This window comes from Rhizobium sp. PAMB 3182, assembly GCF_052908355.1.
On sequence record NZ_CM128607.1, the window covers coordinates 3,402,088 to 3,428,021 of the forward strand.

Below are 25,934 nucleotides of genomic sequence, written 5' to 3' on the forward strand. Positions count from 1 at the left end.
ACCTTTCCCCTTAACAATCGGTTTACCAAATATGGTGTCATTATGGCACCGTCGATTTGCCTTTATTACTTGCGTCTCGGGCGGACTATTTGGGCCGCCGATGTGATATCGGTGAAGCTGATACGGGAAAATGACGCATTGTCGCGAGACAAGCGCCACGCCATTTTCCTGTGCCAGGGACACGGCAACCCATTGACGCGCGCCCGGCGGCAGGCAACACCGCGCCACGCGCGCCGCGACCATTCATCAGGAGACTTTCGACCATGAGCAATCCGAACCTCACCCTTTCCGGCCCGGACCTGGCCGCTCTCCTGTGCAGCCGCGTCTGCCATGACGTGATCTCGCCGGTGGGTGCGATCAACAACGGTCTCGAGCTTCTCGACGAGGGTGGCACCGACGAGGATGCGCTCGATCTCATCCGTACCAGCGCGCTGAACGCCTCGGTGCGTCTGAAGTTCGCGCGGCTCGCCTTCGGTGCGTCCGGATCCGTCGGCGCCTCGATTGACACCGGTGAGGCGGAAAAGGCCGCGAAGGATTTCGCTCAGGCGGAAAAGAAGGTCGAAGTCAGCTGGAACGGTCCGCGCGCCATCGTTGCCAAGAACCGCGTCAAGCTGCTCCTCAACCTGTTCCTGGTCAGCTACGCATCGATCCCGCGCGGCGGTTCGATCGACGTGACGCTTGAGAATCCGGAATTCGACGCCAAGTTCTCGCTCGTCTCCAAAGGCCGGATGATGCGCGTTCCGGCGAAAATGGTCGAACTGCTGAACGGCACGCTGTCGGAAGCCGTCGATGCACATGCGGTGCAGCCCTACTACACGGTGCTGCTCGCCGAGGAAGCCGGCATGAAGATCGAGTACCAGGTCACCGAGGACTCGATCATCTTCACCGCAGAAGTTGTGCCGGCGGCGTAACCATTCCTTAGCGCACTGGTTCTATATTTTGTTGGGAGCGTTACAGGTCCGCGCCAGGCGGGCACGTGGCGCTCCCATTTGCTTGAGCCAGCCCGTGCCGTTCTGAGGCCCGGAATGGTGGACCTGGGACCGCAAGGAGATCGCCATGGCCATGCCGAGACTGATGATCGTCGATGGATCGGACATCGTCCGCAAGGTCGGCAAGCGCATCCTGTCCGAAATCGGCTATCTGGTCATGGAAGCATCGAGCGCCCGCGAGGCGATCGTACGCTGCGAAGCGGACCTTCCGAAGATTCTCGTCGTCGATGCCGCCATGGAAGGCGCTCTCGACCTGATCGCCAATGTCCGCGCTCTGCCCAACGGGCCGGACGTGCGCATCTACTACTGCGTCATCGAGGCCGATCTGAAGACGATGATGCCCGGCAAGCGCGCCGGTGCCGACGATTTCCTGATGAAGCCGTTCGACCGGCGCATCCTGACCGAGAAGTTCGGCCACCTCATCGTCGCGGCCTGACCATCTGGACACCGAAATTCGAGGCAATGCGCCCGGCTCCTCCGGGAGGCGAGGCTCCATGTCGCTCGTCTTTACCCGTTCTTCCCGATTGCGGACATGGAAAAGCCGCCGGAACGTTTCCGTCCTGGCGGCTGATCGCGGATAAGGGGGCTCTGGCTTGGCCTTGGATCAGGCGGTTTCCATGTACTCGCTGCCGTCGGGCTCGCGCAGCACGTAGCCGCGACCCCATACGGTCTCGATGTAGTTGGCGCCACCGGCCGCATTGGCGAGCTTCTTGCGCAGCTTGCAGATGAAGACGTCGATGATCTTCAGTTCCGGTTCGTCCATGCCGCCATAGAGGTGGTTGAGGAACATTTCCTTGGTGAGCGTGGTACCCTTGCGGAGCGAAAGCAGCTCCAGCATCTGGTATTCCTTGCCGGTCAGGTGAACGCGCTGGCCACCGACTTCGACAGTCTTGGCATCCAGGTTGACGACTAGGTCGCCGGTGGTGATCACCGACTGGGCGTGTCCCTTCGAGCGACGAACGATCGCATGAATGCGGGCCACCAGCTCGTCCTTGTGGAACGGCTTGGTCATGTAATCGTCGGCGCCGAAGCCGAGGCCCCGGACCTTGTCTTCAATGCCGGCCATGCCGGAGAGAATCAGGATTGGTGTCTTAACCTTGGACAAGCGAAGCGTCCGAAGCACTTCGTAGCCCGACATGTCGGGAAGGTTAAGGTCGAGCAGGATGATGTCATAATCATACAGCTTGCCGAGATCGACGCCTTCTTCACCGAGATCGGTGGTGTAGACGTTGAAATTTTCCGATTTGAGCATCAGTTCGATGCTCTGTGCTGTCGCACTATCGTCTTCGATGAGTAGAACCCGCATATTTATCCCCTTTTCCGCCGCTAAAAGGTTTGACAGCCCCTAGAAGCGCCCGGTCCAGTCGTTGCCTGTTAGGAAAGCTGCCACGTAATGGTTAACAAATTCTAATTCCTTCTGGCAAGGAGTATCGAATTTATTAAATATTTTTAGCAGGCTCCTGTTTTTCCGCGTGAATCTGACATCGCCATTTGTGAATCAGTACGTGAAGAAATCCCGCTAACTGATTCTTTCGACTCATCATTGTCGAGACCTAAAAATCGGCCCTGGCATTTACTGACCCTTAAATGATCACCCCTATGATTAACCATGCCCGTAAACGAAAGGTTACCAGCGGTAGGTTTTTGTTAACGCCGTCGATTTTTTTTCGTTAACCGATTCGTTTCGATTGGGTCGGTAGGGTGTTTTTGTGAATGAGCCGGGGTCTCGGTATCCACGGGAGTATTGCGTATGAAGTCACGTGAGAGCCTTACACGCCTGAAGGAATTTCAGGTCAAGGAAAAGCGCCGTCAGTTGCAGCAGTTGCAGATGATGATGGCCGAGTTCGAGCGGATGGCCGACGAACTTGAAAACCAGATTGCCTTCGAAGAGAAGAAGTCCGGCATCAGCGATCCGTCGCATTTTGCCTATCCAACCTTCGCCAAGGCGGCGCGGCAGCGCGCCGACAATCTTCAGGGATCCATCAAGGAACTGAAGATCCAGCAGGATGCGGCCGAACTGGCGCTGGAAGAGGTCGAGGCGGAATACGCCAAGGCCGCGGCGCTTGAGGAGCGGGACAGCTCGCAGCGCCTGCGCGCCTGACGCGACCGGCCGTCTAGCCTATTTGCTCCCGGGACCGTTTTTAAACGGGCGTCCGCCGGCTTCTGCCGGCCGGCGCCCGCGCGTCGTTCCACATAGCAGATATCCGGCCCGCATATTGCGGAGGGCGCAAGGCGTCGCTACATCGGTGGTTGCGCCTTTCTGTCGGGGAGGCGGGAGACCCAAGGGGCGGAGCGGCATAACATTGAAATTTCTGAGATCACTCTGCCTTTTCGCCGCGCCCTTCATGCTGGCGCTCGGCCTAGTGCTGCCGCTCATCGAACTCAACAAGCTGCACTTCTTTTCCGAAACGCCGTCGCTGATCGGTCTGCTGCTCGAACTCTGGGGGAACGGCGACGCGTTGCTGGCCGTCATCGTCGGCCTGTTTTCCGTCGTCTTCCCGATCGTCAAGCTGATCGTGCTGACGGCGGAATTCGTGGACGGCAAGCCGCGGGAGGGCAAGGGGCTTCTGGTCGCGATCTTTCCCTATCTCGCCAAGTGGTCGATGATGGACGTGATGCTCGTGTCAATCGTCATCTTCGCGGCCAAGACGTCGGGTTTCGCGACGGCCTTCACCCAGCCGGGACTGTGGTTCTATGCGGGATCGGCGATCCTGTCGGGTATCCTGCCGCAGATCGCGCCAAAGCCGGGCGCGTGAGAAGCAAGGCCCGGATTTAAAATACCGACAAGAATTGGGGAAGAGAAGCAAAGGGTGTGAAAGGGGCTGATGCCCCTTCCATCAATGGCGGTACTGCTGGATGCGAGTGGTTCTCAGACCAGCAAGGCCATGGCTGTTGATGGAAGACTGCCAGGACAAAAATTCTTCAACTGTAAGGGTATAGCGCTCGCAGGCTTCTTCCAGACTGAGGAGGCCACCGCGAACGGCGGCGACGACTTCGGCCTTTCGGCGGATGACCCAGCGACGGGTATTGGCGGGTGGCAAATCAGCAATAGTAAGCGGGCTGCCATCAGGACCGATGACATATTTTACACGTGGACGCATTAACTCGGTCATTGGACTCTCTACTAAACACAAGACCATATGGGGCAACACTAGCCCGCCACATTTAAAATTTGCCTAAAGGCCAAGTAAGAATTTGATAAGAATTGAAAATACCTTGGCCCGATTTGCGCCATAATCGGCCTGAATCAGCCGTTTGGCGGGGCAATCGGGTGCTTTTGGACAGTCCGCAGAAAGAATCTTTTTCTCAAACATTTTCGTCGGATGTTCACAGCATCACCAATATCGCCTCGGTTTTCGTCACATCGAACTCATATGTCGCCGTGCCGTAATGCTTCAGGCTGAGCGTATCGCCGGCGGAAAGATAGGTGACGGCGCCGGCAAACTGGCTGTAGCCGTCCGCAACTGTTGCGAAATCGTTAACGGCCACAAGGCCGGTCGAGCCGTTGGCCGTCAGTACGGCCATGTGGCCGGACGTCGAGACGATGCGGGTGGAGAGGCCGACGAGATAAAAGCCCGATGCCGGGATAACGAGCGTCTTGCCGTAACCGCTGGCAAGCGAGGCTCCGAGCGAGACGCCGCCTTGGGCGATGTGCAGCGTGTCGAAGCCGGTCTCCTCGCCATCGGCAGGCGTTGCCGTCAGCGGCGAGAGCGCAGCGCGGGCAAGCGGCCGGTTCGGCAGCCGGACGATGCCGCCGGGCGCGATCGAAAAGCCCGTCGCCCAGTTCGCCCCGTCGGGGCTCACCTTGACGGAGAATTCGTCGTTGCCGGCCAGTCCCATCTCGGCACGGCCCGACCATCCGGTCTGGAAGAGGAGGGAGGCCGTGTCCCCGCTCGCCGCCTTGTTGACCTTGATCTGGTGTCCGTTGCCGGCATTGTTGAAGAGGCTCGCCGGAGAGGAGACCGCCAGGCGATTGCTGGCGTCCGCCGTGGCGTTGACGCCGAGCTTCGAGAAGTTCGTCTCATCCGGCAAGGGCAGTTCGACCCAATCCGTGCCGGTGCAGTAGCGTTGCCGGCCATCAGCCTTGAACCAGGCGCGCCAACCTTCGAGCGGTTCGATGAAGATCCAGGCGCCGTCCTGCCTGAAGGCGAGGCGGTCCGCTTTGCCTGTCCATACGCCCGTCGGACTGTCGCCGACCCGATAACATTCCCCTTCCTCCGGCGCCTCGGGTTCTTCGTCCAGCGTGTTCTCGATCGTCAACTGCACGACCGCGTCGATCAGCTGCAGCGCCTCGTTATGTGTCACATGCTTCTGTGCCTGCGAGGGCAGGATATAGGGCATCTTCAGATTGGCGGTGATCTCGGACATGGGCATCGTCTCCGGCAAAACAACAACTGCCGGAGAGTATGGATGTGATGCCGAGGGGGTGGAGAAGGCTGCCGCACTGCTGTTGAAATCAAAACGGAAACCGGGCAGTGCCTACCCGTATTTCCCCGCCCGCGCTCACATTTCCAACAACACCTGCGCTGCCTTGACGGCTGCGGAGGCGCGGTTTTCGACGCCGAGCTTGATGTAGATCTGTTCGAGGTGCTTGTTGACCGTGCGGGCGCTCAATCCCAGGATTTCGCCGATATCGCGGTTGGATTTGCCCTTCGCGATCCATTGCAGGACTTCCGATTCCCGGTTCGTCAGAGGAAAGTGCTGGCGCAGTATCTCGTCGTCGCTGCTTTCGTTCGCGGCCGTCAGCCGGAAGAGATATTCGTCGCCGCCGATCGCGCCGAGGAAGGTCAGCTGCAGCGCGGCACGGCCGTTGTGCGAGATCGTCAGCGCGCTGTCGCCGCCATCTGCCTTCTCGCGCGCCTTGAGCCAGCGGCCGACGTTCTCGGTGATGATCTCCAGCCCGTCGTCGCTGCCGGTTGCGGCATTGACGAGGCGGGTTGCCTGCGGTGTCGACCAGTGGATCTTGCCGTCGTTCTTGACCGCCAGCAGGTGACGGCCGGCGGCATCGAGCGCCACGCGGGCGCTTTGCGCGGAGCGGGCGTTGGAGAGATGCACGCGGATGCGGGCGCGCAGTTCGTCGATGTTGATCGGTTTCGTCAGATAGTCGACGCCGCCCGATTCGAGCGCGTGGACGATGTGCTCGGTTTCCGACAGGCCGGTCATGAAGATGACGGGGATCTGCGCGGCCGCCGGATTGGCCTTCAGCCGCCGGCAGGTCTCGAAACCGTCCATGGAGGGCATCACGGCATCGAGCAGCACGAGATCCGGGGTGATGCGGTCGACGATGTTGAGTGCTGCGGCGCCGGATGTGGCGATCAGCACGGAGAAGCCTGACTGCTCAAGCGCATCCGTCAGGAAGCCCAGCGCGTCCGGGGAATCGTCGACCAGGAGGACAATGTCTCTCGGGAGCCCGCTGCTAACCACTGGCCTTGATGCCTTTCTCTTCGAACTGGCTGAGGAAATCCATGTAGCCGGTCATGTCGAATGCCTGCACATAGGCGCGCAGGGCCTCGACGAAGGGCCGGTGGGTTTCATGCTTCTCCATCTCGGCCAGTTTCGCCTCGATGCCGCGAACATAGCCAATTTCGCCGAGCTGCCGCAATTCCCGCACATGGGAAATGCCGGGATTGGCGATCGCCGAATGCCGGTCGGTCTTTTCCTCGACACGCTCCTCCTCGTAGATCCAGTCGAGACCGAGATAGGCGGCCAGCTTGTCGATCATCTGGCGGATGTTGACCGGCTTTGCCAGCGTGTCGTTGTGGGCGTCGGTGCCGCCCTCCAGATAGGAGCCGTCGCCGATATTGGCGGACACCATCAGCATCGGCGCGGTCTGGCCGGCGTCGCGCAGCCTTGTTGCCAGCGTCCAGCCGGTCATGCCGGGCATCAGGATGTCGATCATGAACAGATCGGGCTTCAGCTCCGAGACGAGCTGCAGGCATTCCTCGCCGCTTTCGGCCGTCAGCACGACGAAGTCCATCGGTTCGAGGACCTCGCGCATCAGGCTGCGGTGATCCTCGTTGTCGTCGACGATGACGATGGTGCGGCGCGGGCCGGTGTAGGAAATGATGCGCTTTTCCGCTGCCGGCGCGGTGCTCGGCCTGTCGATGGCGGCGAGCATCAGGCGCACCTTGAACGTCGAGCCTTCGTCCTTGACGCTGGAGACCGAAATCTCGCCGCCGAGCGTATTGGTGAGCAACTGCGTGATCGTCAGGCCCAGGCCCAGGCCGGGGCGGGGCTGCACGGTCTCCGCCTCGCCGCGTTGGAAGGGCTCGTAGATGTGGGCGATGTCCTTTTCCGAGATGCCGCGGCCGGTATCGGCGACCGTGAAGGTCGCCACCTGGCTGCGATAGGCGACCGTGAAGCGAACCTCGCCGCGGTCGGTGAACTTGATGGCGTTCGACAGCAGGTTGACGAGGATCTGCCGCAGCCGCTTGTCGTCCGTGCGGACATATTGCGGCAGGTGGGCGGGCCGTTCATGCACGAAGGACAGACCCTTGGCCTGCGCCTGCGGGCGGAACATGTCGACGATCTGGTCGAGGAAATCCTGGATGTTGATTTCCTTGGAGTAGACCTGCAGCCGGCCCGCCTCGATCTTGGAAATGTCGAGAAGGCCGTCGATCAGACCGGAGAGGTGGTCGGCGCTGCGCTTGATCACCTTGATCGCCGACTGGCGCGGGGCGGGGATGGTGTCGTCGCGCTCGAGGATCTGCGCATAGCCGAGCACGGCGTTGAGCGGCGTCCTGAGTTCATGCGACAGGCCGACGACATAGCGGCTCTTGGCGCGGTTGGCGGCTTCGGCGTCCTCCTTGGCCTTCTGCAGCGCCGCGTCGGTCTTCTGGTGGGCGGCGATTTCCTTCAGCAGCAGCGTGTTCTGGCGCGAGGATTCCTCTTCCGCGACCACGCGGCTGTCATGGGCGAGCACGTAGAACCAGCAGGCGACGCCGGTCAGGATGGCGAAGACGAAGAAGACGACAAGGATGGTCCGGTTGACCACCTCGGCGACTTCCGGCGCGGAGATGCCGACTTGATGGGCGATCATGGCCAGGATCGCGCCGATGGCGGAGACGGCAAGGACGACCGCGATGCCGTAGCGCCCGAGCCGCGTCGTCAGGCGCGTGACGATCTCGTCGGAGAGCAGGCGGCGGGCGACCGCGCCGACTTGCGCGTTGAAGCGCGCCTTCGGCTTGCAGAGATCGTGGCAGCGGCTGTCGAGCGAACAGCAGAGCGAGCAGATCGGCGCGGCATAGGCCGGGCACCAGGCCATGTCTTCCGGCTCGAAGGGATGTTCGCAGATGGAGCAGGTGATGGTCGACATCTCCTGCCATTTCCGTCGAGGCTTGCGGGCGAGGTAATATTTGCCGCCGGTCGCGAACGCCATCAGCGGCGAGACGATGAAGGCGACGATCAGCGCGATGTACGGCGCAAGCGAGGCGGCGGTCGGTCCCATGGCGCCGAAATGGGCGATCAGCGCCAATGTCGCCGACAGGCCCATCGAGACGAGGCCGACCGGGTTGATGTCGTAGAGATGGGCGCGCTTGAACTCGATGCCGGGCGGCGAGAGGCCGAGCGGCTTGTTGACGAAGAGATCGGCCGAGATCGTGCAGAGCCAGGCCATGGCGATGATCGAGAAGATGCCGAGCGTTTCCTCGAGCAGCTTGTAGATGCCGAGTTCCATCAAAAGGAGAGCAATCGCCACGTTGAAGAACAGCCAGATGACGCGGCCGGGGTGGCTGTGCGTCAGGCGGGAGAAGAAGTTCGACCAGGCGAGCGAACCGGCATAGGCGTTCATCACGTTGATCTTCAGCTGCGAGACGACCACGAAGGCGGCCATCAGCAGAAGGGCGGCATTGTGCCAAGGGATCATGTAGCCAAAGGCGGTCAGGTACATCTGTGACGGATCGGCGGCGCGGTCGGCCGGAACGCCGGAACTCAGCGTCAGCACGACGAGGAAGGAACCGGCCAAGAGCTTCGGAGCGCCGACGATCACCCAGCCGGGACCGGCGAGGAAGATGGCGATGCGGTGGCGCAGCTTTCGCGTGCCTTCCGGCGGCAGGAAGCGCAGGAAGTCGACCTGTTCGCCGATCTGCGCCATCAGCGCCAGGATGACGGCAGATGCGGCGCCGAATTCGACGAGATCGAAGGGGGCGGTGCCGGAGGCCGCCGGCGGATGATGAATGCCGGCAAAGGCGCGCCAGAGGTCGAATTTCTGCCAGTCCGACAGCGCGATGAAGACGAAGGGCAGGACGTTCAGGATGATCCAGAACGGCTGCGTCAGGAGCTGGAAGCGGCTGATCAGCTGCACGCCGTGGGTGACAAGCGGGATCACCACGGCGGCCGAAATAATGTAGGAAATCCAGAGCGGTATGCCGAAGGCCAGCTCCAGCGCTCCTGACATGATCGACGCCTCGATGGCAAACAGCATGAAGGTGAAGCTGGCATAGATCAGCGAGGTGATCGTCGAACCGATATAGCCGAAGCTCGCGCCGCGGGTCAGAAGATCGATGTCGACGCCGTGGCGGATCGCATAGCGGCTGATCGGCAGGCCGACGGTCAGCATGGCGATGGAAGCGACGACGATCGCGAAGAAGGCGTTTGTGGTGCCGTAGGAAAGAGTGATCGCCCCGCCGATCGCCTCAAGCGCGAGGAAGGAGATCGCGCCGATCGCCGTCTGCGAGATGCGTTCGGAGGAAAAGCGGCGCGCGCTCTTGGCCGTAAACCGCAGTGCGTAATCCTCAAGCGTCTGGTTCGCCACCCAGCGGTTATACTCGCGCCGGACGGGTATGATGCGTTGGCGTGCGGCCATAGGGCTCGTCTGCTGTTCCCGTGTGACGGTCGTGGGAGGTCGCCGTCTTCTTTGAAATTGTGGCGAGTGTCTGCGGATTGCGGGTAATTTGCAAGGGGAGTTAGAGTGGCCGGAGAGAGGGATCGCCACCCGAGAAGCACTGTCACTTTGTGCTGGAATTCGTCCCTGTGGGATTTTCGAAGTTGAAATCCTCGTCCAGTTCAATCCTTGGCGGCTGCTCGCGACCGTGACGAACGGCGTAAATCGCGATCTCGTCATTCAAAATCTGATAGTCGACAAGGTACTCGCCCATGACGAAGCGCAGGATGCCTGGAACCGGAATATCGGCGTTGAATTTTCCCATTTCCGGGAAGCGTGACAGTTCCTGTCTCAGTCGCTTCAGATCATCAAGGAATTGCTGGGCGGCTCTCGGACTTCTTGATTTAAGATAACTTGCTTCGCGCCTCACATAGTCTCGTGCGCGAGGCGCGACGGTGACTTTCAAGCTGCCGCTTCTTTGACGATGGCATCCACCTCATCAACGAGTTCATCCAGATCGTGACCCTGTCCATCATCAATATCCCGCTTTGCCTCTGCAAGTTCGATGATCTCACGTCCCTCCGCTGCCAGATAGGATTTCAAAGCGCGAACGAAAACCCAGCTTCGGCTTCGGTTGCAGATTTCAGCGATCTCTTCGATTTCGGACAGTACGTCCTTTGGCAAACGCATCGTGATCGGATCTGAAAGCTTATGTTCTGACATCGCTTTTTCCTTCATTTGTAATACAAAGGATACCTCGACGCAGGATTTGGGTCAAACTCAATCGCCTTTGCCGCTCAAACTCTCTCGCACGAAAATGGAAGCGCTTCCTTATTGGCAGGTAAGCGTAATCTTCTCCGGGATCACCAGTCCGCCGAAATAGGCGTGGTCCGGTGCCGGGCTGATGGTCGTCGTGCAGTTGGCCGCGGCATCGTCGTTGCGGATCATCGCCGGCCGGTCGTCGGCAAGCCGCATGTCGGCGATGTAGCCGGTGTCGGCAACGATTGCCGAGAGGGATCTGCCGGCAAGGGGAATGGCTTCAGGCGGCGTCAGCCCCAGCGAGACCGTCACATCGCCGTCGCGGATCTCCGCGTGAAAGACTGCGAGCGTCAGCACAAACCGCGTGCCGTCTTCCGCCGCAAGCCGTGTCAGGTAGCCCAGGCCGGAGAGATCGGCTTTCGTCTTCGCTGCGAGCGCCTGGATTTCGTCCGGATCGAAGGTGCCGTCCGCATTGGCGTCGAATGCCTTGACCAGATAGGTGCTGTAGGCCTTGTCGAAGGTCCAGGTTTCCGCCAGCGCGGCAAGGTTTCCGCCTTTCACGTCGAAGAGAACGCGAACGGTGACGGCGATGTCGGGATGGGCGAATGCCGGCAGCGCGCCTGTGGTGAGAAGTGCCAGAGCAAGGAGCGACCGTCTCATGGCTTGTTGTCTCCGCTGGCGTCCAGTTCTCCCAGCACCGGGCCGAAGCCGGGATAGTCTTCTTCGCCGGTGGGGACGGCGGAAAAGGCCGGCGGATGAAATCCCTGGTCTTTCGAGACAGCGAAGGCTCCGCCATAGAGCAGGCTGATGGCGATCAGCCAGCTTCCCATGATCTGCGTCGCCGTTCCCGCCCAGGCAAAGCGTGCCAGCAGGCCAAGGGCGGCCGCTAATGCGACGGTCCAGAGCGATGCGGCGAGGTTTTGCGGCACGAAAAAGCGATCGTGCAGGGTGAGGTCCGAGAGGCTGACGAGAATGGCCAGCAGCATGCCGGTCAGAAAGGCGACAGGCTGGGCCGGCCAGGTCCGCCACCTGACGGGCAGGACGAGACAGAGCCCGACGGCAAGCGTCGCCAACGGTCCGGCATAGAAGAAGTGCGTGCCGGCGCCCGGAAGCGGTGCCACCACCTTCAAAAAGATGTCACGCGCGCCAAACCCTGCCGCCATGCCGGCCATCAGCAGGGCGGTGGCGACAAGCCTTGGTCGGGTCGGCAGTTGCGCCAGCAGAAAGCCGAAGCCGATCAGCGGCAGAAGACGGTCGAAGGACAGGGAGGGCTGCAGCGCCCATCGCAACAGGTCGCCCTGGACGTCCGTTTCGCTGATCGCCGAGAGGACGATCAAGCCGGTCCCAGCTATAAAGAGGGCGAGGGTAAGCGCGACATGCCGGCGCCAGCCGCCGGTGCGTGCAACCGATCCGACGGGCGTCACCGGGTCAGCTCATCAGGAAGTAGACGCCGCCCGGCGCGATCATGGCACCGAGAATGCGGGCGAGTTTTCCATTGTATAGCCGTCCGGCGTAGAGGCCGACGAGAATGCCGAGGATGTGGATCATTCCCGTCGCGACGACGAAACCGATGGCGTAATCAGCCGGATCTGTGGCGATCGGCAGTTCCGCGCCGTGCGCGTAGCCGTGGCAGATGGCGAAGACGGAAATGATGGCGAGCGCCACCCATTCCTGCGGCTTCCAGGAAAAGGCGATCGCCGCGCCGAGCACGAGGATCGAAAGCGCAATGCCGATCTCGACCCCGGGGATCGGCACGCCGGCAATGCCGAGCACGCCGCCGATGACCATGATCAATGGGAAGGTGATCGGCAGGCTCCAGACCGAGCGGCCGCCCATCTGCGCGCCCCAGAGGCCGACGGAAAACATCGCCAGCAGGTGATCGGCACCGGACAGAGGATGCAGGAAGCCGTGGACGAAGCCGCCCGCGCTATCCTGGGTGATATGGGCTTCGGCAATGGCCGGAAGGCCGGCCACGAACACGGCCGCGAGCGCAAGCGTCAAAAGGCTGCTGCCTGCGTCGCCCGTCGCGGTGCGTTTCCCGTCCGCCTGTCTTGTCATGGATCGCCCTTCCTGATCTTGCCTGCCGGAATCTTTATCCCACCATGACAAGCGGTCAAGTCCGGCAAGATTGTGTCGATTGGCTGCCGATTTCATGCGGCCTGTGGCCGCGATACCAGCCAGACGCCGAAGCCGGCGATCACCATCCCGGCGATTGCGATCAGGGTGAGCTGCTCGCCAAGCAGCACCCAGCCGAAGACAGCGGCCACGGGCGGAATGAGGAAGAACAGCGCCGAGACCTTGGAGGCTTCGGAGCGGCTGAGCATGAAGAGCAGCAGCGAGATCGAGATCAGCGAATTGGCGACAACCAGCCAGCCGAGTGCGACGAAAAGGCCGGCACTCCAGTCGACCGGGCCGCTTTCGAAGGTGAGCGCCATGGGGGCGATGGTGACGAGGCCGACCACATACTGGATCAGGTTGACCGTGACCGGATGGGCTTTGACCGGAAAGCGCTTCTGGTAGAGCGTGGCTGCGGCCATGCCGATGGTGGAACCGACGCAGAGGATGAGGCCGATGTCGAGCGCCGCGCCCATTTCCTCCGTCTGGCTGCCGACGATGACGATGATGGCGCCGGCAGCACCCAGGATAAGCCCGACCCATTTGACGAGGTTGATCCGTTCGCCGGTGACGAGGGGGGAGGCAAGCGCAACGAGCAATGGCTGCATCGAGGCGATTACCGCCGTCACTCCCGCCGAGACGCCGAGGTTCATGCCGCCATAGGCAAGTCCGAAATAGACCGACTGGATGAGGAAGCCGACGACGGCAATGTGCAGCCAGCCTATCGCCTTTGCCGGCGCCTGCGCGCGCATGATGAAGAAGAGCGGCAGGAAGACGACCACGATGATGCCGTAGCGTAGCGCCAGGAAGGTCAGCGGTGGTGCGTGCTGCAGGCCGACCTTGGCGAAACCGAAACCGGATGACCAGAAGACGAGAAAGAGCACGGGCGCGATCCTGGCGATCAGGGCGCCGTGGCGATGCTCTTCGGCGGGCGGGGGCGATTGCGTCCCGGTCTGGTTCTGGGTGCTCATTCCGGCCTTCGACAGAGAAGAGGGAAAGGGAAGGATGGGATCATTGGAGTGCGGGCCGAGACGTTTCCGGGACGAGTCGAAGGGAAAACGCGGACCGCATGCTTTTGTGTCACCACGCGGCGCCAGTGGCAAGCCGGCACGGCGCGGGCCGTGGCGCAGATGTCGGCAGGCAAAGAAAATTTATTTCAATATAGGCAATGGTTTCAAGCTGTTGATGAAAAAGTATCGCTCTGATCCGGGGTGGTCGAGGAACTAAATTACCGATTGTGATTGATTGTTTCTCCACAACGGCTATATATGAGGCATCGAACTTTGCTTGTGACTTTTGCTTCCGGAGCTTTTGCTCCTCTTCAGATCTCCTTTCAAAACATCGAGCTTTTCCTGGCGAGCTACAGCCGGGCAACACCAGCGATTGAAAGGTAATCGTTATGAACACAGGCACAGTTAAGTGGTTTAACAGCACCAAGGGTTTTGGTTTCATTCAGCCGGACGACGGATCGACGGACGTTTTCGTTCACATCTCCGCCGTTGAGCGTGCGGGCATCCGTTCGCTGGCCGAAGGCCAGAAGGTTGAGTTCGAAGTTGTTCGTGACCGCAAGTCCGGCAAGAACTCGGCTGACAACCTCAAGGTTGCCTAATTGTCATTCGCGCCTGCTGACCACGGATGTACTGGCAGTGTGGCGCTTGAATGACCTGGAGAGGTCGGGGTAACCCCCGGCCTTTTTATTTATTTCCCCCGGGCTTTGCCCGATGAAGGAGCGACGATGAAGAGCAGAAGCGGAAAAGGCTTTGCCGCTGGCGATGTCGTCATATTGCATTCCGGCCTGGTCAAGACATCGACTGACCTCAGGACATGCACAATTGTCAGCGTTTTGCCGGCAGCCGATCGCGGCGAGCGGCAGTACCGCGTGCAGTTTGAAAACGAAAACTTCGAACGGCGCGTGGTGGAATCGGACATCGAGACGCTGAAGAAGGCTGTGGCTGTAGAGGGCGGTGGCATTGTCGCCGGCAGCGGCAACTCCTGGCTGAAGCCACTTCGGTCGAAGGCCAGCAGATCTCTGCCCCGTTGAAATGAAATGCGGTGCCTCGCCGCGCAGACAGACAGACAAAAGGAAGGAATTGTTTTGCAGGTTCTCGTCAGGGACAACAACGTCGATCAGGCACTCCGCGTACTGAAGAAGAAGATGCAGCGCGAAGGCGTGTTTCGGGAAATGAAACAGCGCAGCGCCTATGAGAAGCCTTCTGAGAAGAGAGCCCGCGAAAAAGCCGAAGCCATCCGTCGCCACCGCAAGCTGGCGCGCAAGAAATTGCAGCGTGAAGGCCTGATCCCGGGCCCCAAGAAGGTCGTGCGCGCGCGCTGACCCGATTTGCCCGTCACGCCGGTTTGCCGGCGTGAGGGCTGTCCTCGCCTTCTGGCAGGTCCCGGTCCACAGGGTTGGCTCCGCCGATTGGCGCGGAGCAACGGCCCGACCGACATCTCCATTGAATGTGCCGAAAGGAAGAAGACATGGCTGCCAGCAAAGACAAATTCTTCGATCCCGCCAAGATGAAATCGAAGGACAAGGCGACCGTGACGGACGATACCGCCCGCGCCATCATCGCGGCCGAAGCGACGGCCCGCGACAAGAAGACCGAAAAACTCCGCGCCCTGCGCATGGCCCAGGACGCCGAAGCGCCGGCCGAGCCGGTCAAGGCGAAACGTACCCGCAAGACTGCGGCGCGCTGATCCTTCCAGAACGGCCGCATCTCAATGCCGGCCACAATCCCCCGAACTGACATACTCGCCTCCCGACATTATAGATGTCCGCTGCCGGCAATCTTTTGCCGCGGCGTGACGCTGGTGCATCCAGCGTACATTTGCCCCCTCTGCCTACGTCAATTGACGTATATCGCAACGCACAATCCCGTCGGATAGTCGCCTGCAGCAGCGGTTGACGTTTTTCTCCCGCGCCGTTGCGGAGTGAACGAGAAGAGGGGTTCAAACCAAAATGTCTATCACCAGCAAAATTTCTGGTGCGCTTCTGGCTGCGGCCATGTCGGCTTCGGCCTTCACCAGCGCACTTGCCGCCGACGACACGATCAAGGTCGGCATCCTGCACTCGCTGTCGGGCACGATGGCGATTTCAGAAACCACGCTGAAAGACGCCATGCTGATGCTCATCGACGAGCAGAACAAGAAGGGCGGCCTTCTCGGCAAGAAGCTCGAGGCCGTCGTAGTCGACCCGGCTTCCGACTGGCCGCTGTTTGCCGAAAAGGCACGCGAGCTGATCGAAAAGGACAAGGTTGCCGCCGTGTTCGGCTGCTGGACCTCGGTTTCGCGCAAGTCGGTGCTGCCGGTCTTCAAGGAGCTCGACAACATCCTGTTCTACCCGGTCCAGTATGAAGGCGAAGAGTCCGAACGCAACGTGTTCTACACGGGTGCCGCTCCGAACCAGCAGGCCATTCCCGCCGTCGACTACCTGATGAAGGAAGAAGGCGTCGAGCGCTGGGTTCTGGAAGGTACGGACTACGTCTATCCGCGCACGACCAACAAGATCCTCGAAGCCTACCTGAAGGCCAAGGGCGTTCCGGCCGAAGACATCATGGTCAACTACACGCCGTTCGGCTTCTCCGACTGGCAGACCGAAGTCGCCGCGATCAAGAAGTTCGGCTCCGCCGGCAAGAAGACCGCCGTCGTCTCCACCGTCAACGGTGACGCCAACGTTCCGTTCTACAAGGAACTCGGCAACCAGGGCATCAAGGCCGAAGACATTCCGGTCGTCGCCTTCTCCGTCGGTGAAGAAGAACTCGCCGGCATCGACACCAAGCCGCTCGTCGGCCACCTCGCTGCCTGGAACTACTTCGAATCCGTCGATACGCCTGAGAACAAGGCCTTCATCGAGGAGTGGAAGAAGTTCACCGGCAACGACAAGCGCGTGACCAACGACCCGATGGAAGCCCACTACATCGGCTTCAACATGTGGGTTAAGGCCGTAGAAGCGGCCGGCACCACCGATCCGGACGCCGTCATCGACGCTCTGCCGGGCATTTCGGTCCCGAACCTCTCGGGTGGCTACTCGGCCATGATGCCGAACCACCACATCACCAAGCCTGTCCTCATCGGCGAAATCCAGGACGACGGTCAGTTCGACATCGTCTCGCAGACCTCCGGTCTCGTCCCGGGCGATGCCTGGTCCGATTACCTGCCGGATAGCAAGGACCTGATCTCCGATTGGCGCAAGCCGATGTCCTGCGGCAACTTCAACGTTGCCACCGGCAAGTGCGGCGGCAAGGGCTCCTAAGCTCCCGTCTCTCGCTTGAACCGAACATGCCGCAGGCGGGATTCCTGCCTGCGGCTCCATGAAAAGGGGCGGGCCGATCATGTTCAAAAGATATTTTCTTCATCTATTCAGAGTTATCGCGGCGGTCTTCGTTCTTGCCGCTGCCAGCGGGCCGCTGCATGCGGAAGACTTGAAGACGCTGATCAATTCCTTCGCGGGCGCCAATTTCAACAAGGTGGAAAAGATCGTCACCGATCTGGCTGCAACGGGAGACACGGCGGTCGTGCCGGCCCTGAATGCGCTGTCGAACGGTGATCTCTATGTCCGTACCTCCGACAATCAGGTATTCATTACCAAGAAGGCCGGTTCCAATCTGGCGCTGATCGACCCCTTGAGCGGGGAAAAGGTCGGCGAGGAAGCGGAAGGCGCGCTCACCAAGATCAAGGTGAAGAACAGCATCCGCCGGACGATCCGTTCGGCGATCGGCACGCTTACCCTGCAGAGCCCCAAGCGCGAGGTCAGGCTGTCGGCGGCGAAGTCGCTTCTGCAGTCGCCGGACCAGGAAGCGCTAGAGCCCGTCGAGACGGCGCTCGCGGCTGAACAGGACCCGGAAGTCCGTGCCGCGCTTCAGGAGGCGCATGCCTTCCTGATCATGAGTTCCGACCGGCCGCTTGCTGAAAAGCAGGCCGCGGTTGAAATCATTCGCGACATGGGCGGCCAGGATGCGGTCTCGGTGCTGATGGCGGCGCAGGGCGCTGCCGGCGACGAGCTGAAGCCCGACATCGACAAGGCGATCGCCCACATCCAGAACGCCCAGCAGCTCTGGAACGTCGTGCAGAACATCTGGTACGGGCTGTCGCTCGGCTCGGTGCTGCTGCTTGCCGCCATCGGCCTTGCCATCACCTTCGGCGTGATGGGCATCATCAACATGGCGCATGGCGAAATGGTCATGCTCGGCGCCTATTCCACCTTCGTTGTCCAGCAGGCCATCCGCACCTCCGCGCCATGGCTGTTCGACTGGTCGCTGGCGATCGCCCTGCCGGTGGCCTTCGTCGTCGCCGGGTCCGTCGGGCTCGTCATCGAACGGCTGGTCATCCGCTTCCTCTATGGCCGGCCGCTGGAAACGCTGCTTGCCACCTGGGGCATCTCGCTCATCCTGCAGCAGGCGGTGCGCTCGATCTTCGGGCCGACCAACCAGGAAGTCGGCAATCCGAGCTGGATGTCCGGCGCCTTCCCGCTCGGCGGGCTGACGATCACCTGGAACCGCATGTGGATCATCGTCTTCTCGCTCGCCGTCTTCGTCTCGCTGCTGATGCTTTTGAAGCGCACGCCGTTCGGACTGCAGATGCGGGCGGTGACCCAGAACCGGCGCATGGCCTCCTCGATGGGCATCCGTACCGCCTGGGTCGATGCCTTCACCTTCGCGCTCGGCTCCGGCATTGCCGGCATGGCGGGCGTGGCGCTGTCGCAGATCGATAACGTCTCGCCCAATCTCGGGCAGGGCTACATCATCGACAGCTTCATGGTCGTCGTTTTCGGCGGCGTCGGAAACCTCTGGGGCACGCTGGTCGGGGCCTTCTCGCTCGGCATCCTCAACAAGTTCCTTGAGCCTTATGCGGGCGCGGTGCTCGGCAAGATCATCGTCCTCGTGCTCATCATTCTCTTCATCCAGAAACGTCCGCGCGGCCTGTTCGCGCTGAAGGGAAGGGCGGTGGAAGCATGATCACCTCGTTTGTCCTCCGCGCCCTCGACAAGAAAATCGTCTTTGCCGCAGTCATCCTGCTCGCTCTTGCGGTTCTGGTTCCTGTCCTGAACCTCATGATCGACCCGCAAAGCGCCATGCACATCCCGACCTACATCATGGCGCTTTTCGGGAAATACCTGACCTATGCTCTACTCGCCCTGGCGCTGGATCTGGTCTGGGGTTTCTGCGGTATTCTTTCTCTCGGCCACGGCGCCTTCTTCGCGCTCGGCGGCTATGCCATGGGCATGTACCTGATGCGCCAGATCGGCTCGCGTGGCGTCTATGGCGACCCGATCCTGCCGGACTTCATGGTCTTCCTCAACTGGAAGGAACTGCCCTGGTTCTGGTACGGCTTCGACCAGTTCTGGTTCGCCATGCTGATGGTGCTTCTGGTGCCGGGCCTGCTTGCCTTCGTGTTCGGCTGGTTCGCCTTCCGCTCGCGCGTCAACGGCGTCTACCTGTCGATCATCACCCAGGCGATGACCTACGCGCTGCTGCTCGCCTTCTTCCGCAACAATATGGGCTTCGGCGGCAACAACGGCCTCACCGACTTCAAGGACATCCTCGGCTTCGACATCCAGGCCGACGGCACGCGTGCGGTCCTGTTTGCCGCCTCGGCGATCTTTCTCGCGCTGTCGCTGATCCTCGCCTCGGCCATCGTCCGGTCGAAATACGGCAAGATCCTCGTCGGCATCCGCGACGCCGAAAGCCGCACCCGCTTCCTTGGCTTCCGGGTGGAGCACATGAAGCTCTTCATCTTCGTCGTGTCGGCGATGATGGCCGGCATTGCCGGCGCGCTCTACGTCCCGCAGGTCGGCATCATCAATCCCGGCGAGTTCGCGCCGGCCAACTCGATCGAAGTCGTCATCTGGACGGCGATCGGCGGGCGCGGAACGCTGATCGGGCCGATCATCGGCGCGGTCCTCGTCAATGGCGGCAAGACGATCTTCACCGGCCTCTTCCCGGAAGTCTGGCTGTTCGCGCTCGGCGGACTGTTCGTTCTCGTCACCCTCTTCCTGCCGAAGGGCATTGTCGGGACGGTGCAGCAGTATTTCGTCACCCGCAAGGAATACCGGGACGCGGCAAAGGCTGAAGACAATCGCGGTGGCGGCGAAGCCGAACCGCAAGCGGCGGAGTGAGGCGCATGCAGGTCAGTGATACGTCAGTCGAACGGCCCTCGAGCCTTCTCTACCTCAACGGCGTCTCCGTCTCCTTCGACGGGTTCAAGGCGCTGAACAGCCTCTCTCTCGTTATCGCGCCGGGGGAACTGAGGGCCATCATCGGTCCGAACGGGGCCGGCAAGACGACGATGATGGATATCATCACCGGCAAGACCCGGCCGGATTCGGGCGAGGTCTTCTTCCAGGGAGACATCGACCTTACCAAGCGCGATGAGGCCGATATCGCCCAGCTCGGCATCGGCCGCAAGTTCCAGAAGCCGACCGTGTTCGAAAGCCATACGGTCTGGGACAATCTGGAACTGGCGCTCAACCGCGACCGCGGCGTCTTCGCCACGCTCTTCTATACGCTGACGTCGGGCGACAAGGCGCGTATCGAGGAAATCCTCGAAACCGTGCGGCTGACCGACCGCAAGGACGATCTGGCGGCAAACCTGTCGCACGGGCAGAAGCAGTGGCTGGAGATCGGCATGCTGCTCGCCCAGGAGCCGAAGCTTCTTCTTGTCGACGAGCCGGTCGCCGGCATGACCGACGCCGAAACCGTCGAGACGGCGGCGCTGCTGCGCGAGATCGCCAAGACCCGCTCGGTGGTCGTCGTCGAGCACGACATGAGCTTCATCCGCGATCTCGGCGTCAAGGTCACCTGCCTTGCGGAAGGCTCGGTGCTTGCTGAAGGCTCCATCGACTTCGTCTCGAATGACCAGAAGGTCATCGAGAACTATCTCGGGAGGTGAGTGGATGATGTTGCTTGGTTTTGCACCCCCCTCTGCCCTGCCGGGCATCTCCCCCACAAGGGGGGAGATCGACGAGAGGCAAGCCGCGGAGACCCAATCTCCCCCCTTGTGGGGGAGATGTCACGAAGTGACAGAGGGGGGTGAAACCTCCTCGCATGAAGGAGAATACCCATGCTGACCGTTGAAAACGCCAATCTTCACTACGGCGCGGCGCAGGCGTTGCGCGGGATTTCGATCAAGGCGGAGATGGGCAAGATCACCTGTGTGCTCGGCCGAAACGGCGTGGGCAAGACGTCGCTCTTGCGCGCCGTGACCGGCCAGCATCCCCTGTCGAAGGGCAAGATCACCTTCAACGGCACTCCGCTCGATGGCATGGCGCCCTATGCGCGCGCCAAGCAGGGGATCGGCTTCGTGCCACAGGGCCGCGAGATTTTTCCGCTTCTGACCGTCAAGGAAAACCTCGAAACCGGATTTGCGCCGCTGGCCCGCAAGGACCGCAGCATTCCGGACGACATCTTCAGTCTGTTTCCGGTTCTGGAAACGATGCTATCGCGACGGGGTGGGGACCTCTCCGGTGGCCAGCAACAACAGCTGGCCATCGGACGTGCGATGGTAACCCGGCCGAAAATCCTGGTGCTCGACGAGCCGACCGAAGGCATCCAACCGTCGATCATCAAGGATATCGGCCGGGCTATCCGTTACTTGCGGGATTCGACCGGCATGGCGATCCTGCTGGTCGAGCAGTATCTCGACTTCTGCCGGGAGCTTGCCGATCACGTCTACATCATGGACCGCGGTGAGATCGTCCACGAGGGCGCTGCCGAAACGCTGGATACGCCGGAAGCGCGCCGCCACCTGACCGTTTGATGGGCACGCCTGCCGCCAAAAGCGGCAGGCGTATTTCTGGTGCCGGACGCGATGCGGCAAACACGGCGCTTGAAGGCGGGCATGAAAATTGCTTACCTGCAAAGTGTTGAAAGATAAGAACAACGCCTGAACGGCGTGACGGCATGCAAGGCCGCGCCAATGCGCCGGCGACGAGGGGAGAGACATTTGTCTGCACTGGCGGAGACACTGCCGCAGCGGGCGCGGGGCACGGGCCGGCTGGTCGCCAAGCCGCTGGCCGGGCGCACCCGCATCGCCGAGCTTTATCAGGAGGGTGCTGCCAAGATCCGCCTGCCGACCACCTTCGACGCCAGCATGGAAGCCGTGCTCATCAACACCTCCGGCGGGCTCACCGGCGGCGACCGCATGGACTGGACGATCGCGGCCGGCCCCGACACCCATCTCACCGTCACCACGCAAGCCTGCGAGAAGCTCTACAAGGCGTCCTTCGGCACGGCCGAGGTCTCGACGCGGATCGAGGCGGGCGAGGGGGCGCGGCTTTCGTGGTTGCCACAGGAAACCATTCTCTTCGACCGCGCGTCACTCACGCGCTCGCTCGAGGTCGACCTGGCCGAGACGGCGGAATTCGTCGCCGTCGAAGCCGTGCTTCTCGGCCGCAAGGCGATGGGCGAGACGATGCGCGAGGGCTTCTTTCGCGACCGCTGGCGCATCCGTCGGGCCGGCCGGCTGGTCCATGCGGAGGACCAGCGGCTGGAGGGTGACATCGCGGCGCTGACGGCGCGAGCGGCATCCCTTTCCGGCGAGGTCGCGTTTGCGACGGCACTTTATTGCGGCCCGATGGCGGAGGCCTATCTGCCCAAGGTGCGGGCACTGATCGGTGATGCCGCCGGCGGGGCCAGCCACTGGGGTGACAAGCTGATCGTCCGGCTGGTTGCTGCCGACGGCTTCGCTTTAAGAAAAATCCTGATCCCGGTGATTTCGGCCTTGCGTGGCGGCGCGTCCGTGCCGAAAGTCTGGAACCTCTAGATCGCAAACGAGTGGAACGACTATGAACCTCAGCCCGAGAGAAAAAGACAAGCTGCTGATTTCCATGGCGGCGATGGTGGCCCGGCGGCGGCTGGAGCGCGGCGTCAAGCTGAACTATCCCGAGGCGATCGCGCTGATCACCGACTACGTCGTTGAGGGGGCCCGCGACGGTCGCACGGTCGCCGATCTCATGGAGGCGGGCGCGCATGTGATTACCCGCGACCAGGTGATGGAAGGCATTGCCGAGATGATCCACGACGTGCAGGTGGAAGCGACATTCCCCGACGGCACAAAGCTCGTCACCGTGCACGAACCGATACGTTAAGTGGTTGGGAGACTGATTCATGATACCGGGCGAACTGATTGCCGCTGAAGGCGAAATCGAACTGAATACCGGTCTTCCGACCGTCACGCTGGAGGTCTCCAACACCGGTGACCGGCCGATCCAGGTCGGCAGCCATTATCATTTCGGCGAGACCAATCCGGGCCTTTCCTTCGACCGCGACAAGGCGCGCGGCATGCGGCTCGATATTCCGTCGGGCACCGCCGTGCGTTTCGAGCCGGGACAGACGCGGCAGGTGACGCTGGTGCCGATGTCGGGCAAGCGCGAGGTTTACGGCTTCCGCCAGTCCGTCATGGGCAAGCTCTAGGAGAGTGCGCGTGTTGAAGTTTCTTGCCGTTCTCGCCGTCGTCGGCCTGCCGCTCGCGGCCAGTGCTTCGGCTCAGCAGAATCCCGATGTCGACTGCAGCGATCCGACGACACAGACGGACATGAACATCTGCGCCTATCAGGACTGGCAGGCCGCCGACAAGGAACTGAACGCCGTCTACAAAGAGGCCGTCGCCTATGCGAAGGACGAGGACACACAGTTTGCCGACATCGACAAGAACCTGGTGGGCGCGCTCGATGCCTTGAAGAAGGCGCAGCGCGCCTGGGTGGAGTATCGCGACGGGCATTGTGACGGCATGGGGTTCCAGGCGCGGGGCGGCTCCATGGAGCCGCTGCTTGTCGGCTCCTGTCTGGCTGACCTCACGCGCCAGCGCACCAAGGAACTGAAGGAACTGATGACCGGGCTGGAATCGCAGCAGCTCGACGAGGGCGAGGAACAGAAATAGCCATGGCCCGCCGGATCGCCATAGTCGGAAACGGGGAGGTGTCGCAAGACACCAAGGAGCGCGTCGACGCCTGCGATTTTGTCATCCGTTTCAACGACTGTCGCTCTTTGGCAGGCAAGCGCGGCCGCACGGATGTCGTTGCGGTCTGCAATACCGGCCGGCCGGGCAGGGAGATGCTCTACGAGAGCGACTGGCGCGAAATCTCTGCCGTGCGTGCCGCCGCATCCATCTGGTGCGTGCGCGACCCGCAGAAATTTGAGGACATGCGCGCCGCGCTTGCCGAAAGCCACCCCGAACTCGACGATTTCTGTGACGACTATACCGACGGCTTCGCGGCCTTCGCGGCAGAAACCGGCAAGGGTTTCCGGGTCATCGGCAGGCGGGTACACGAGCAGCTCGACGCCGATCTCGCCGGTGCCGGTGCAGGCGCCTATGTCGTGCCGTCGTCCGGCATGGTGGTGATCGCCGAGGTGCTGGCCCATCACGCCAAATCCGAAGACACGATCCTGCTTGCCGGCTTCGGCCATCAGGGCTGGGACGGGCATCCCTTCGCCGCCGAAAAGGTTCTGGTCGACCGTTATGCCGGCGAAGGCCGGCTTATCCGAATTTCCGATATCTCCGTAATCTCCCCGCTTGAAGGAGTGTGAACCATGCCGTTCAAAATGTCCCGCGCCGCCTATGCCAACATGTTCGGTCCGACGACCGGCGACAAACTGCGGCTCGCCGACACCGAACTCTTCATCGAGGTGGAGAAGGACTACACCTCCTATGGCGACGAGGTGAAGTTCGGCGGCGGCAAGGTCATCCGCGACGGCATGGGGCAGAGCCAGGTGACGCGCGCCGACGGGGCCGTCGATACCGTTATCACCAATGCGCTGATCGTCGACCACTGGGGCATCGTCAAAGCCGATATCGGGCTCAAGGACGGGCGGATCGTGGCGATCGGCAAGGCCGGCAATCCGGACACGCAGCCGGGCGTCGACATCATCGTCGGCCCGGGCACGGAGGCAATCGCGGCGGAAGGCAAGATCATCACCGCCGGCGGCATGGACGCGCATATCCATTTCATCTGCCCGCAGCAGATCGAGGATGCGCTGATGTCCGGCCTCACCACCATGCTCGGCGGGGGCACCGGTCCGGCGCACGGGACGCTCGCGACCACCTGCACGCCCGGTCCCTGGCATATCGCCCGGATGATCGAGGCGGCGGACGCCTTCCCGATGAACCTCGCCTTCGCCGGCAAGGGCAACGCCTCGCTGCCGGGCGCGCTGGAGGAAATGGTGCTCGGGGGCGCCTCGTCGCTGAAGCTGCACGAGGACTGGGGCACGACGCCGGCGGCCATCGACTGCTGCCTGTCGGTCGCCGACCAGTATGACGTGCAGGTGATGATCCATACCGATACGCTGAACGAGTCCGGCTTCGTGGAAGACACAATTTCGGCGATCAAAGGCCGCACCATCCACGCCTTCCACACGGAAGGGGCGGGCGGTGGTCATGCGCCGGACATCATCAAGGTCTGCGGCAGCCCGAACGTCATTCCGTCGTCGACCAACCCGACGCGGCCCTACACGGTCAACACGATCGCCGAGCATCTCGACATGCTGATGGTCTGCCATCATCTGTCGGCGTCGATCCCGGAAGACATCGCGTTTGCCGAAAGCCGCATCCGCAAGGAAACGATCGCTGCGGAAGACATTCTCCACGACATCGGTGCCTTTTCGATTATCTCGTCCGACAGCCAGGCCATGGGCCGTGTCGGCGAAGTGTCGATCCGCACGTGGCAGACGGCCGACAAGATGAAGCGCCAGCGCGGCCGCTTGAAGGAAGAGACGGGCGAGAACGACAATTTCCGCGTCAAGCGCTACGTCGCCAAATACACGATCAACCCGGCCATCGCCCACGGGCTTTCCCATGAGATCGGTTCGGTCGAGATCGGCAAGCGCGCTGACCTCGTCATGTGGTCGCCGGCCTTCTTCGGCGTGAAGCCGGACATGGTGATCCTCGGTGGTGTGATCGCGGCGGCGCCGATGGGCGATCCGAACGCCTCGATCCCGACGCCGCAGCCGGTCCACTACCGGCACATGTTCGGCGCCTACGGCAAGGCGCGGACCAATTCGTCCGTCACCTTCGTTTCGCAAGCCTCGCTCGACGCCGGGCTTGCCGGACGCCTCGGCGTCGCCAAGCAGCTGGTGGCGGTGAAGAACACCCGCGGCGGGATTGGCAAGGCATCGATGATCCACAATGCGGTGACGCCGAACATCGAGGTCGATCCGGAAACCTACGAAGTGCGTGCCGACGGCGAACTCCTGACCTGCGAGCCGGCAAAGGTGCTGCCGATGGCGCAGCGATATTTCCTGTTCTGAGACCCATCAGAA

At 61.7% G+C, this 25,934-nt stretch carries 29 protein-coding genes and 2 pseudogenes; 19 read left to right on the forward strand and 12 right to left on the reverse strand.

Going from position 1 to position 25,934, the window contains the following annotated elements:
- The first annotated feature begins 263 nt into the window (after positions 1-263).
- Positions 264-911: a histidine phosphotransferase ChpT gene (chpT, locus tag ACU5AZ_RS16315; protein WP_446823391.1), complete on the forward strand. Its 648-nt coding sequence runs from the start codon at positions 264-266 to the stop codon at positions 909-911.
- 151 nt (positions 912-1,062) lie between these two features.
- Positions 1,063-1,425 (forward strand): response regulator, encoded by a 363-nt coding sequence (locus ACU5AZ_RS16320; protein WP_446826027.1) that lies wholly within the window; start codon positions 1,063-1,065, stop codon positions 1,423-1,425.
- Positions 1,426-1,593: 168 nt separating this feature from the next.
- Here the strand turns inward: ACU5AZ_RS16320 and ctrA are convergent, their stop codons facing one another.
- Positions 1,594-2,295 carry a response regulator transcription factor CtrA gene (gene ctrA / locus ACU5AZ_RS16325; RefSeq protein WP_261929376.1) on the reverse strand — a complete coding sequence of 234 codons (702 nt, stop codon included), beginning with the start codon at positions 2,293-2,295 and terminating at the stop codon, positions 1,594-1,596.
- Positions 2,296-2,739: 444 nt separating this feature from the next.
- Here ctrA and ACU5AZ_RS16330 point away from each other — a divergent pair, with 444 nt between their 5' ends.
- Positions 2,740-3,090, forward strand: coding sequence for a flagellar export protein FliJ (locus tag ACU5AZ_RS16330; RefSeq protein ID WP_446823392.1), 351 nt, complete (start codon positions 2,740-2,742; stop codon positions 3,088-3,090).
- Between the two features lie 202 nt (positions 3,091-3,292).
- Positions 3,293-3,745, forward strand: coding sequence for a paraquat-inducible protein A (locus ACU5AZ_RS16335; RefSeq protein ID WP_446823393.1), 453 nt, complete (start codon positions 3,293-3,295; stop codon positions 3,743-3,745).
- A gap of 81 nt (positions 3,746-3,826) precedes the next feature.
- On the opposite strand, the gene sciP is transcribed toward ACU5AZ_RS16335, so the two are convergent.
- From sciP to ACU5AZ_RS16390, 11 genes and pseudogenes are all read right to left on the reverse strand, one after another.
- On the reverse strand, positions 3,827-4,102 hold the full coding sequence (sciP, locus tag ACU5AZ_RS16340) for a CtrA inhibitor SciP (RefSeq protein WP_261929379.1): 276 nt from the start codon (positions 4,100-4,102) through the stop codon (positions 3,827-3,829).
- 214 nt (positions 4,103-4,316) lie between these two features.
- Complete coding sequence (locus ACU5AZ_RS16345; RefSeq protein WP_446823394.1) at positions 4,317-5,357, reverse strand: DUF2793 domain-containing protein; 1,041 nt, start codon at positions 5,355-5,357, stop codon at positions 4,317-4,319.
- A gap of 135 nt (positions 5,358-5,492) precedes the next feature.
- Positions 5,493-5,810 (reverse strand): annotated as a pseudogene (locus tag ACU5AZ_RS16350) (response regulator transcription factor); the annotation flags it as partial.
- A gap of 68 nt (positions 5,811-5,878) precedes the next feature.
- A pseudogene (locus ACU5AZ_RS16355) lies at positions 5,879-6,413 on the reverse strand (response regulator); the annotation flags it as partial.
- Positions 6,406-9,792, reverse strand: a complete 3,387-nt coding sequence (locus tag ACU5AZ_RS16360) for a hybrid sensor histidine kinase/response regulator (protein ID WP_446823395.1) — start codon at positions 9,790-9,792, stop codon at positions 6,406-6,408. The gene ACU5AZ_RS16360 and the pseudogene ACU5AZ_RS16355, both read right to left, overlap by 8 nt.
- A 142-nt stretch (positions 9,793-9,934) precedes the next feature.
- Complete coding sequence (locus ACU5AZ_RS16365) at positions 9,935-10,276, reverse strand: type II toxin-antitoxin system RelE/ParE family toxin (protein ID WP_446823396.1); 342 nt, start codon at positions 10,274-10,276, stop codon at positions 9,935-9,937.
- Entirely contained in the window at positions 10,273-10,533 is a 261-nt protein-coding gene (locus ACU5AZ_RS16370) for a CopG family ribbon-helix-helix protein (protein ID WP_446823397.1), read from the reverse strand. The genes ACU5AZ_RS16365 and ACU5AZ_RS16370 overlap by 4 nt, the downstream gene beginning before the upstream one ends.
- Before the next feature lie 108 nt (positions 10,534-10,641).
- Positions 10,642-11,229: a DUF1007 family protein gene (locus ACU5AZ_RS16375; RefSeq protein WP_446823398.1), complete on the reverse strand. Its 588-nt coding sequence runs from the start codon at positions 11,227-11,229 to the stop codon at positions 10,642-10,644.
- Entirely contained in the window at positions 11,226-11,993 is a 768-nt protein-coding gene (locus ACU5AZ_RS16380; protein WP_446823399.1) for a hypothetical protein, read from the reverse strand. Before ACU5AZ_RS16380 ends, ACU5AZ_RS16375 begins: the two co-directional genes overlap by 4 nt.
- A 4-nt stretch (positions 11,994-11,997) precedes the next feature.
- Positions 11,998-12,627, reverse strand: a complete 630-nt coding sequence (locus tag ACU5AZ_RS16385; RefSeq protein WP_446823400.1) for a HupE/UreJ family protein — start codon at positions 12,625-12,627, stop codon at positions 11,998-12,000.
- Between the two features lie 92 nt (positions 12,628-12,719).
- Entirely contained in the window at positions 12,720-13,655 is a 936-nt protein-coding gene (locus ACU5AZ_RS16390; protein ID WP_446823401.1) for a DMT family transporter, read from the reverse strand.
- Positions 13,656-14,083: 428 nt separating this feature from the next.
- Between ACU5AZ_RS16390 and ACU5AZ_RS16395 the strand changes: the two genes are divergently transcribed.
- The 15 genes from ACU5AZ_RS16395 (at position 14,084) to ureC (ending at position 25,922) form a co-directional block, all read left to right on the forward strand.
- Entirely contained in the window at positions 14,084-14,293 is a 210-nt protein-coding gene (locus tag ACU5AZ_RS16395; RefSeq protein ID WP_446823402.1) for a cold-shock protein, read from the forward strand.
- Between the two features lie 126 nt (positions 14,294-14,419).
- The gene (locus ACU5AZ_RS16400; protein WP_446823403.1) at positions 14,420-14,725 is read left to right on the forward strand and encodes a cold-shock protein; all 306 of its coding nucleotides are present in this window, start codon (positions 14,420-14,422) and stop codon (positions 14,723-14,725) included.
- Between the two features lie 54 nt (positions 14,726-14,779).
- On the forward strand, positions 14,780-15,016 hold the full coding sequence (gene rpsU / locus ACU5AZ_RS16405; RefSeq protein WP_446823404.1) for a 30S ribosomal protein S21: 237 nt from the start codon (positions 14,780-14,782) through the stop codon (positions 15,014-15,016).
- A 146-nt stretch (positions 15,017-15,162) separates the two neighbouring features.
- The gene (locus ACU5AZ_RS16410; protein ID WP_446823405.1) at positions 15,163-15,381 is read left to right on the forward strand and encodes a hypothetical protein; all 219 of its coding nucleotides are present in this window, start codon (positions 15,163-15,165) and stop codon (positions 15,379-15,381) included.
- 307 nt (positions 15,382-15,688) lie between these two features.
- Positions 15,689-16,936: an urea ABC transporter substrate-binding protein gene (urtA, locus tag ACU5AZ_RS16415; RefSeq protein WP_446826028.1), complete on the forward strand. Its 1,248-nt coding sequence runs from the start codon at positions 15,689-15,691 to the stop codon at positions 16,934-16,936.
- 79 nt (positions 16,937-17,015) lie between these two features.
- A complete protein-coding gene (urtB, locus tag ACU5AZ_RS16420; RefSeq protein ID WP_446823406.1) occupies positions 17,016-18,638 on the forward strand; it encodes an urea ABC transporter permease subunit UrtB in 1,623 nt (540 codons plus the stop codon).
- Positions 18,635-19,798, forward strand: a complete 1,164-nt coding sequence (urtC, locus tag ACU5AZ_RS16425) for an urea ABC transporter permease subunit UrtC (RefSeq protein WP_446823407.1) — start codon at positions 18,635-18,637, stop codon at positions 19,796-19,798. The genes urtB and urtC overlap by 4 nt, the downstream gene beginning before the upstream one ends.
- A gap of 5 nt (positions 19,799-19,803) precedes the next feature.
- Positions 19,804-20,571, forward strand: coding sequence for an urea ABC transporter ATP-binding protein UrtD (urtD, locus tag ACU5AZ_RS16430; RefSeq protein WP_446823408.1), 768 nt, complete (start codon positions 19,804-19,806; stop codon positions 20,569-20,571).
- Positions 20,572-20,742: 171 nt separating this feature from the next.
- Complete coding sequence (gene urtE / locus ACU5AZ_RS16435) at positions 20,743-21,438, forward strand: urea ABC transporter ATP-binding subunit UrtE (protein ID WP_446823409.1); 696 nt, start codon at positions 20,743-20,745, stop codon at positions 21,436-21,438.
- A gap of 186 nt (positions 21,439-21,624) precedes the next feature.
- Positions 21,625-22,443 carry an urease accessory protein UreD gene (locus ACU5AZ_RS16440; RefSeq protein WP_446823410.1) on the forward strand — a complete coding sequence of 273 codons (819 nt, stop codon included), beginning with the start codon at positions 21,625-21,627 and terminating at the stop codon, positions 22,441-22,443.
- Positions 22,444-22,465: 22 nt separating this feature from the next.
- The gene (locus ACU5AZ_RS16445; RefSeq protein WP_446823411.1) at positions 22,466-22,768 is read left to right on the forward strand and encodes an urease subunit gamma; all 303 of its coding nucleotides are present in this window, start codon (positions 22,466-22,468) and stop codon (positions 22,766-22,768) included.
- A gap of 19 nt (positions 22,769-22,787) precedes the next feature.
- Positions 22,788-23,093, forward strand: coding sequence for an urease subunit beta (locus ACU5AZ_RS16450; protein ID WP_261929399.1), 306 nt, complete (start codon positions 22,788-22,790; stop codon positions 23,091-23,093).
- Between the two features lie 13 nt (positions 23,094-23,106).
- Positions 23,107-23,559, forward strand: a complete 453-nt coding sequence (locus tag ACU5AZ_RS16455) for a lysozyme inhibitor LprI family protein (protein ID WP_446826029.1) — start codon at positions 23,107-23,109, stop codon at positions 23,557-23,559.
- Between the two features lie 2 nt (positions 23,560-23,561).
- Entirely contained in the window at positions 23,562-24,206 is a 645-nt protein-coding gene (locus ACU5AZ_RS16460; protein ID WP_446823412.1) for a DsbA family protein, read from the forward strand.
- Between the two features lie 3 nt (positions 24,207-24,209).
- Positions 24,210-25,922 (forward strand): urease subunit alpha, encoded by a 1,713-nt coding sequence (gene ureC / locus ACU5AZ_RS16465; protein WP_446823413.1) that lies wholly within the window; start codon positions 24,210-24,212, stop codon positions 25,920-25,922.
- Positions 25,923-25,934 lie beyond the last annotated feature (12 nt).

Coding starts and splice junctions, on each gene's coding strand:
- chpT (WP_446823391.1), top strand. CDS start 264: ATGAGCAATCCGAACCTCACCCTTTCCGGCCCGGACCTGGCCGCTCTC.
- ACU5AZ_RS16320 (WP_446826027.1), top strand. CDS start 1,063: ATGCCGAGACTGATGATCGTCGATGGATCGGACATCGTCCGCAAGGTC.
- ctrA (WP_261929376.1), bottom strand. CDS start 2,295: ATGCGGGTTCTACTCATCGAAGACGATAGTGCGACAGCACAGAGCATC.
- ACU5AZ_RS16330 (WP_446823392.1), top strand. CDS start 2,740: ATGAAGTCACGTGAGAGCCTTACACGCCTGAAGGAATTTCAGGTCAAG.
- sciP (WP_261929379.1), bottom strand. CDS start 4,102: ATGACCGAGTTAATGCGTCCACGTGTAAAATATGTCATCGGTCCTGAT.
- ACU5AZ_RS16345 (WP_446823394.1), bottom strand. CDS start 5,357: ATGTCCGAGATCACCGCCAATCTGAAGATGCCCTATATCCTGCCCTCG.
- ACU5AZ_RS16360 (WP_446823395.1), bottom strand. CDS start 9,792: ATGGCCGCACGCCAACGCATCATACCCGTCCGGCGCGAGTATAACCGC.
- ACU5AZ_RS16370 (WP_446823397.1), bottom strand. CDS start 10,533: ATGTCAGAACATAAGCTTTCAGATCCGATCACGATGCGTTTGCCAAAG.
- ACU5AZ_RS16375 (WP_446823398.1), bottom strand. CDS start 11,229: ATGAGACGGTCGCTCCTTGCTCTGGCACTTCTCACCACAGGCGCGCTG.
- ACU5AZ_RS16385 (WP_446823400.1), bottom strand. CDS start 12,627: ATGACAAGACAGGCGGACGGGAAACGCACCGCGACGGGCGACGCAGGC.
- ACU5AZ_RS16390 (WP_446823401.1), bottom strand. CDS start 13,655: ATGAGCACCCAGAACCAGACCGGGACGCAATCGCCCCCGCCCGCCGAA.
- ACU5AZ_RS16395 (WP_446823402.1), top strand. CDS start 14,084: ATGAACACAGGCACAGTTAAGTGGTTTAACAGCACCAAGGGTTTTGGT.
- ACU5AZ_RS16400 (WP_446823403.1), top strand. CDS start 14,420: ATGAAGAGCAGAAGCGGAAAAGGCTTTGCCGCTGGCGATGTCGTCATA.
- ACU5AZ_RS16410 (WP_446823405.1), top strand. CDS start 15,163: ATGGCTGCCAGCAAAGACAAATTCTTCGATCCCGCCAAGATGAAATCG.
- urtA (WP_446826028.1), top strand. CDS start 15,689: ATGTCGGCTTCGGCCTTCACCAGCGCACTTGCCGCCGACGACACGATC.
- urtB (WP_446823406.1), top strand. CDS start 17,016: ATGTTCAAAAGATATTTTCTTCATCTATTCAGAGTTATCGCGGCGGTC.
- urtC (WP_446823407.1), top strand. CDS start 18,635: ATGATCACCTCGTTTGTCCTCCGCGCCCTCGACAAGAAAATCGTCTTT.
- urtD (WP_446823408.1), top strand. CDS start 19,804: ATGCAGGTCAGTGATACGTCAGTCGAACGGCCCTCGAGCCTTCTCTAC.
- urtE (WP_446823409.1), top strand. CDS start 20,743: ATGCTGACCGTTGAAAACGCCAATCTTCACTACGGCGCGGCGCAGGCG.
- ACU5AZ_RS16445 (WP_446823411.1), top strand. CDS start 22,466: ATGAACCTCAGCCCGAGAGAAAAAGACAAGCTGCTGATTTCCATGGCG.
- ACU5AZ_RS16450 (WP_261929399.1), top strand. CDS start 22,788: ATGATACCGGGCGAACTGATTGCCGCTGAAGGCGAAATCGAACTGAAT.
- ACU5AZ_RS16460 (WP_446823412.1), top strand. CDS start 23,562: ATGGCCCGCCGGATCGCCATAGTCGGAAACGGGGAGGTGTCGCAAGAC.
- ureC (WP_446823413.1), top strand. CDS start 24,210: ATGCCGTTCAAAATGTCCCGCGCCGCCTATGCCAACATGTTCGGTCCG.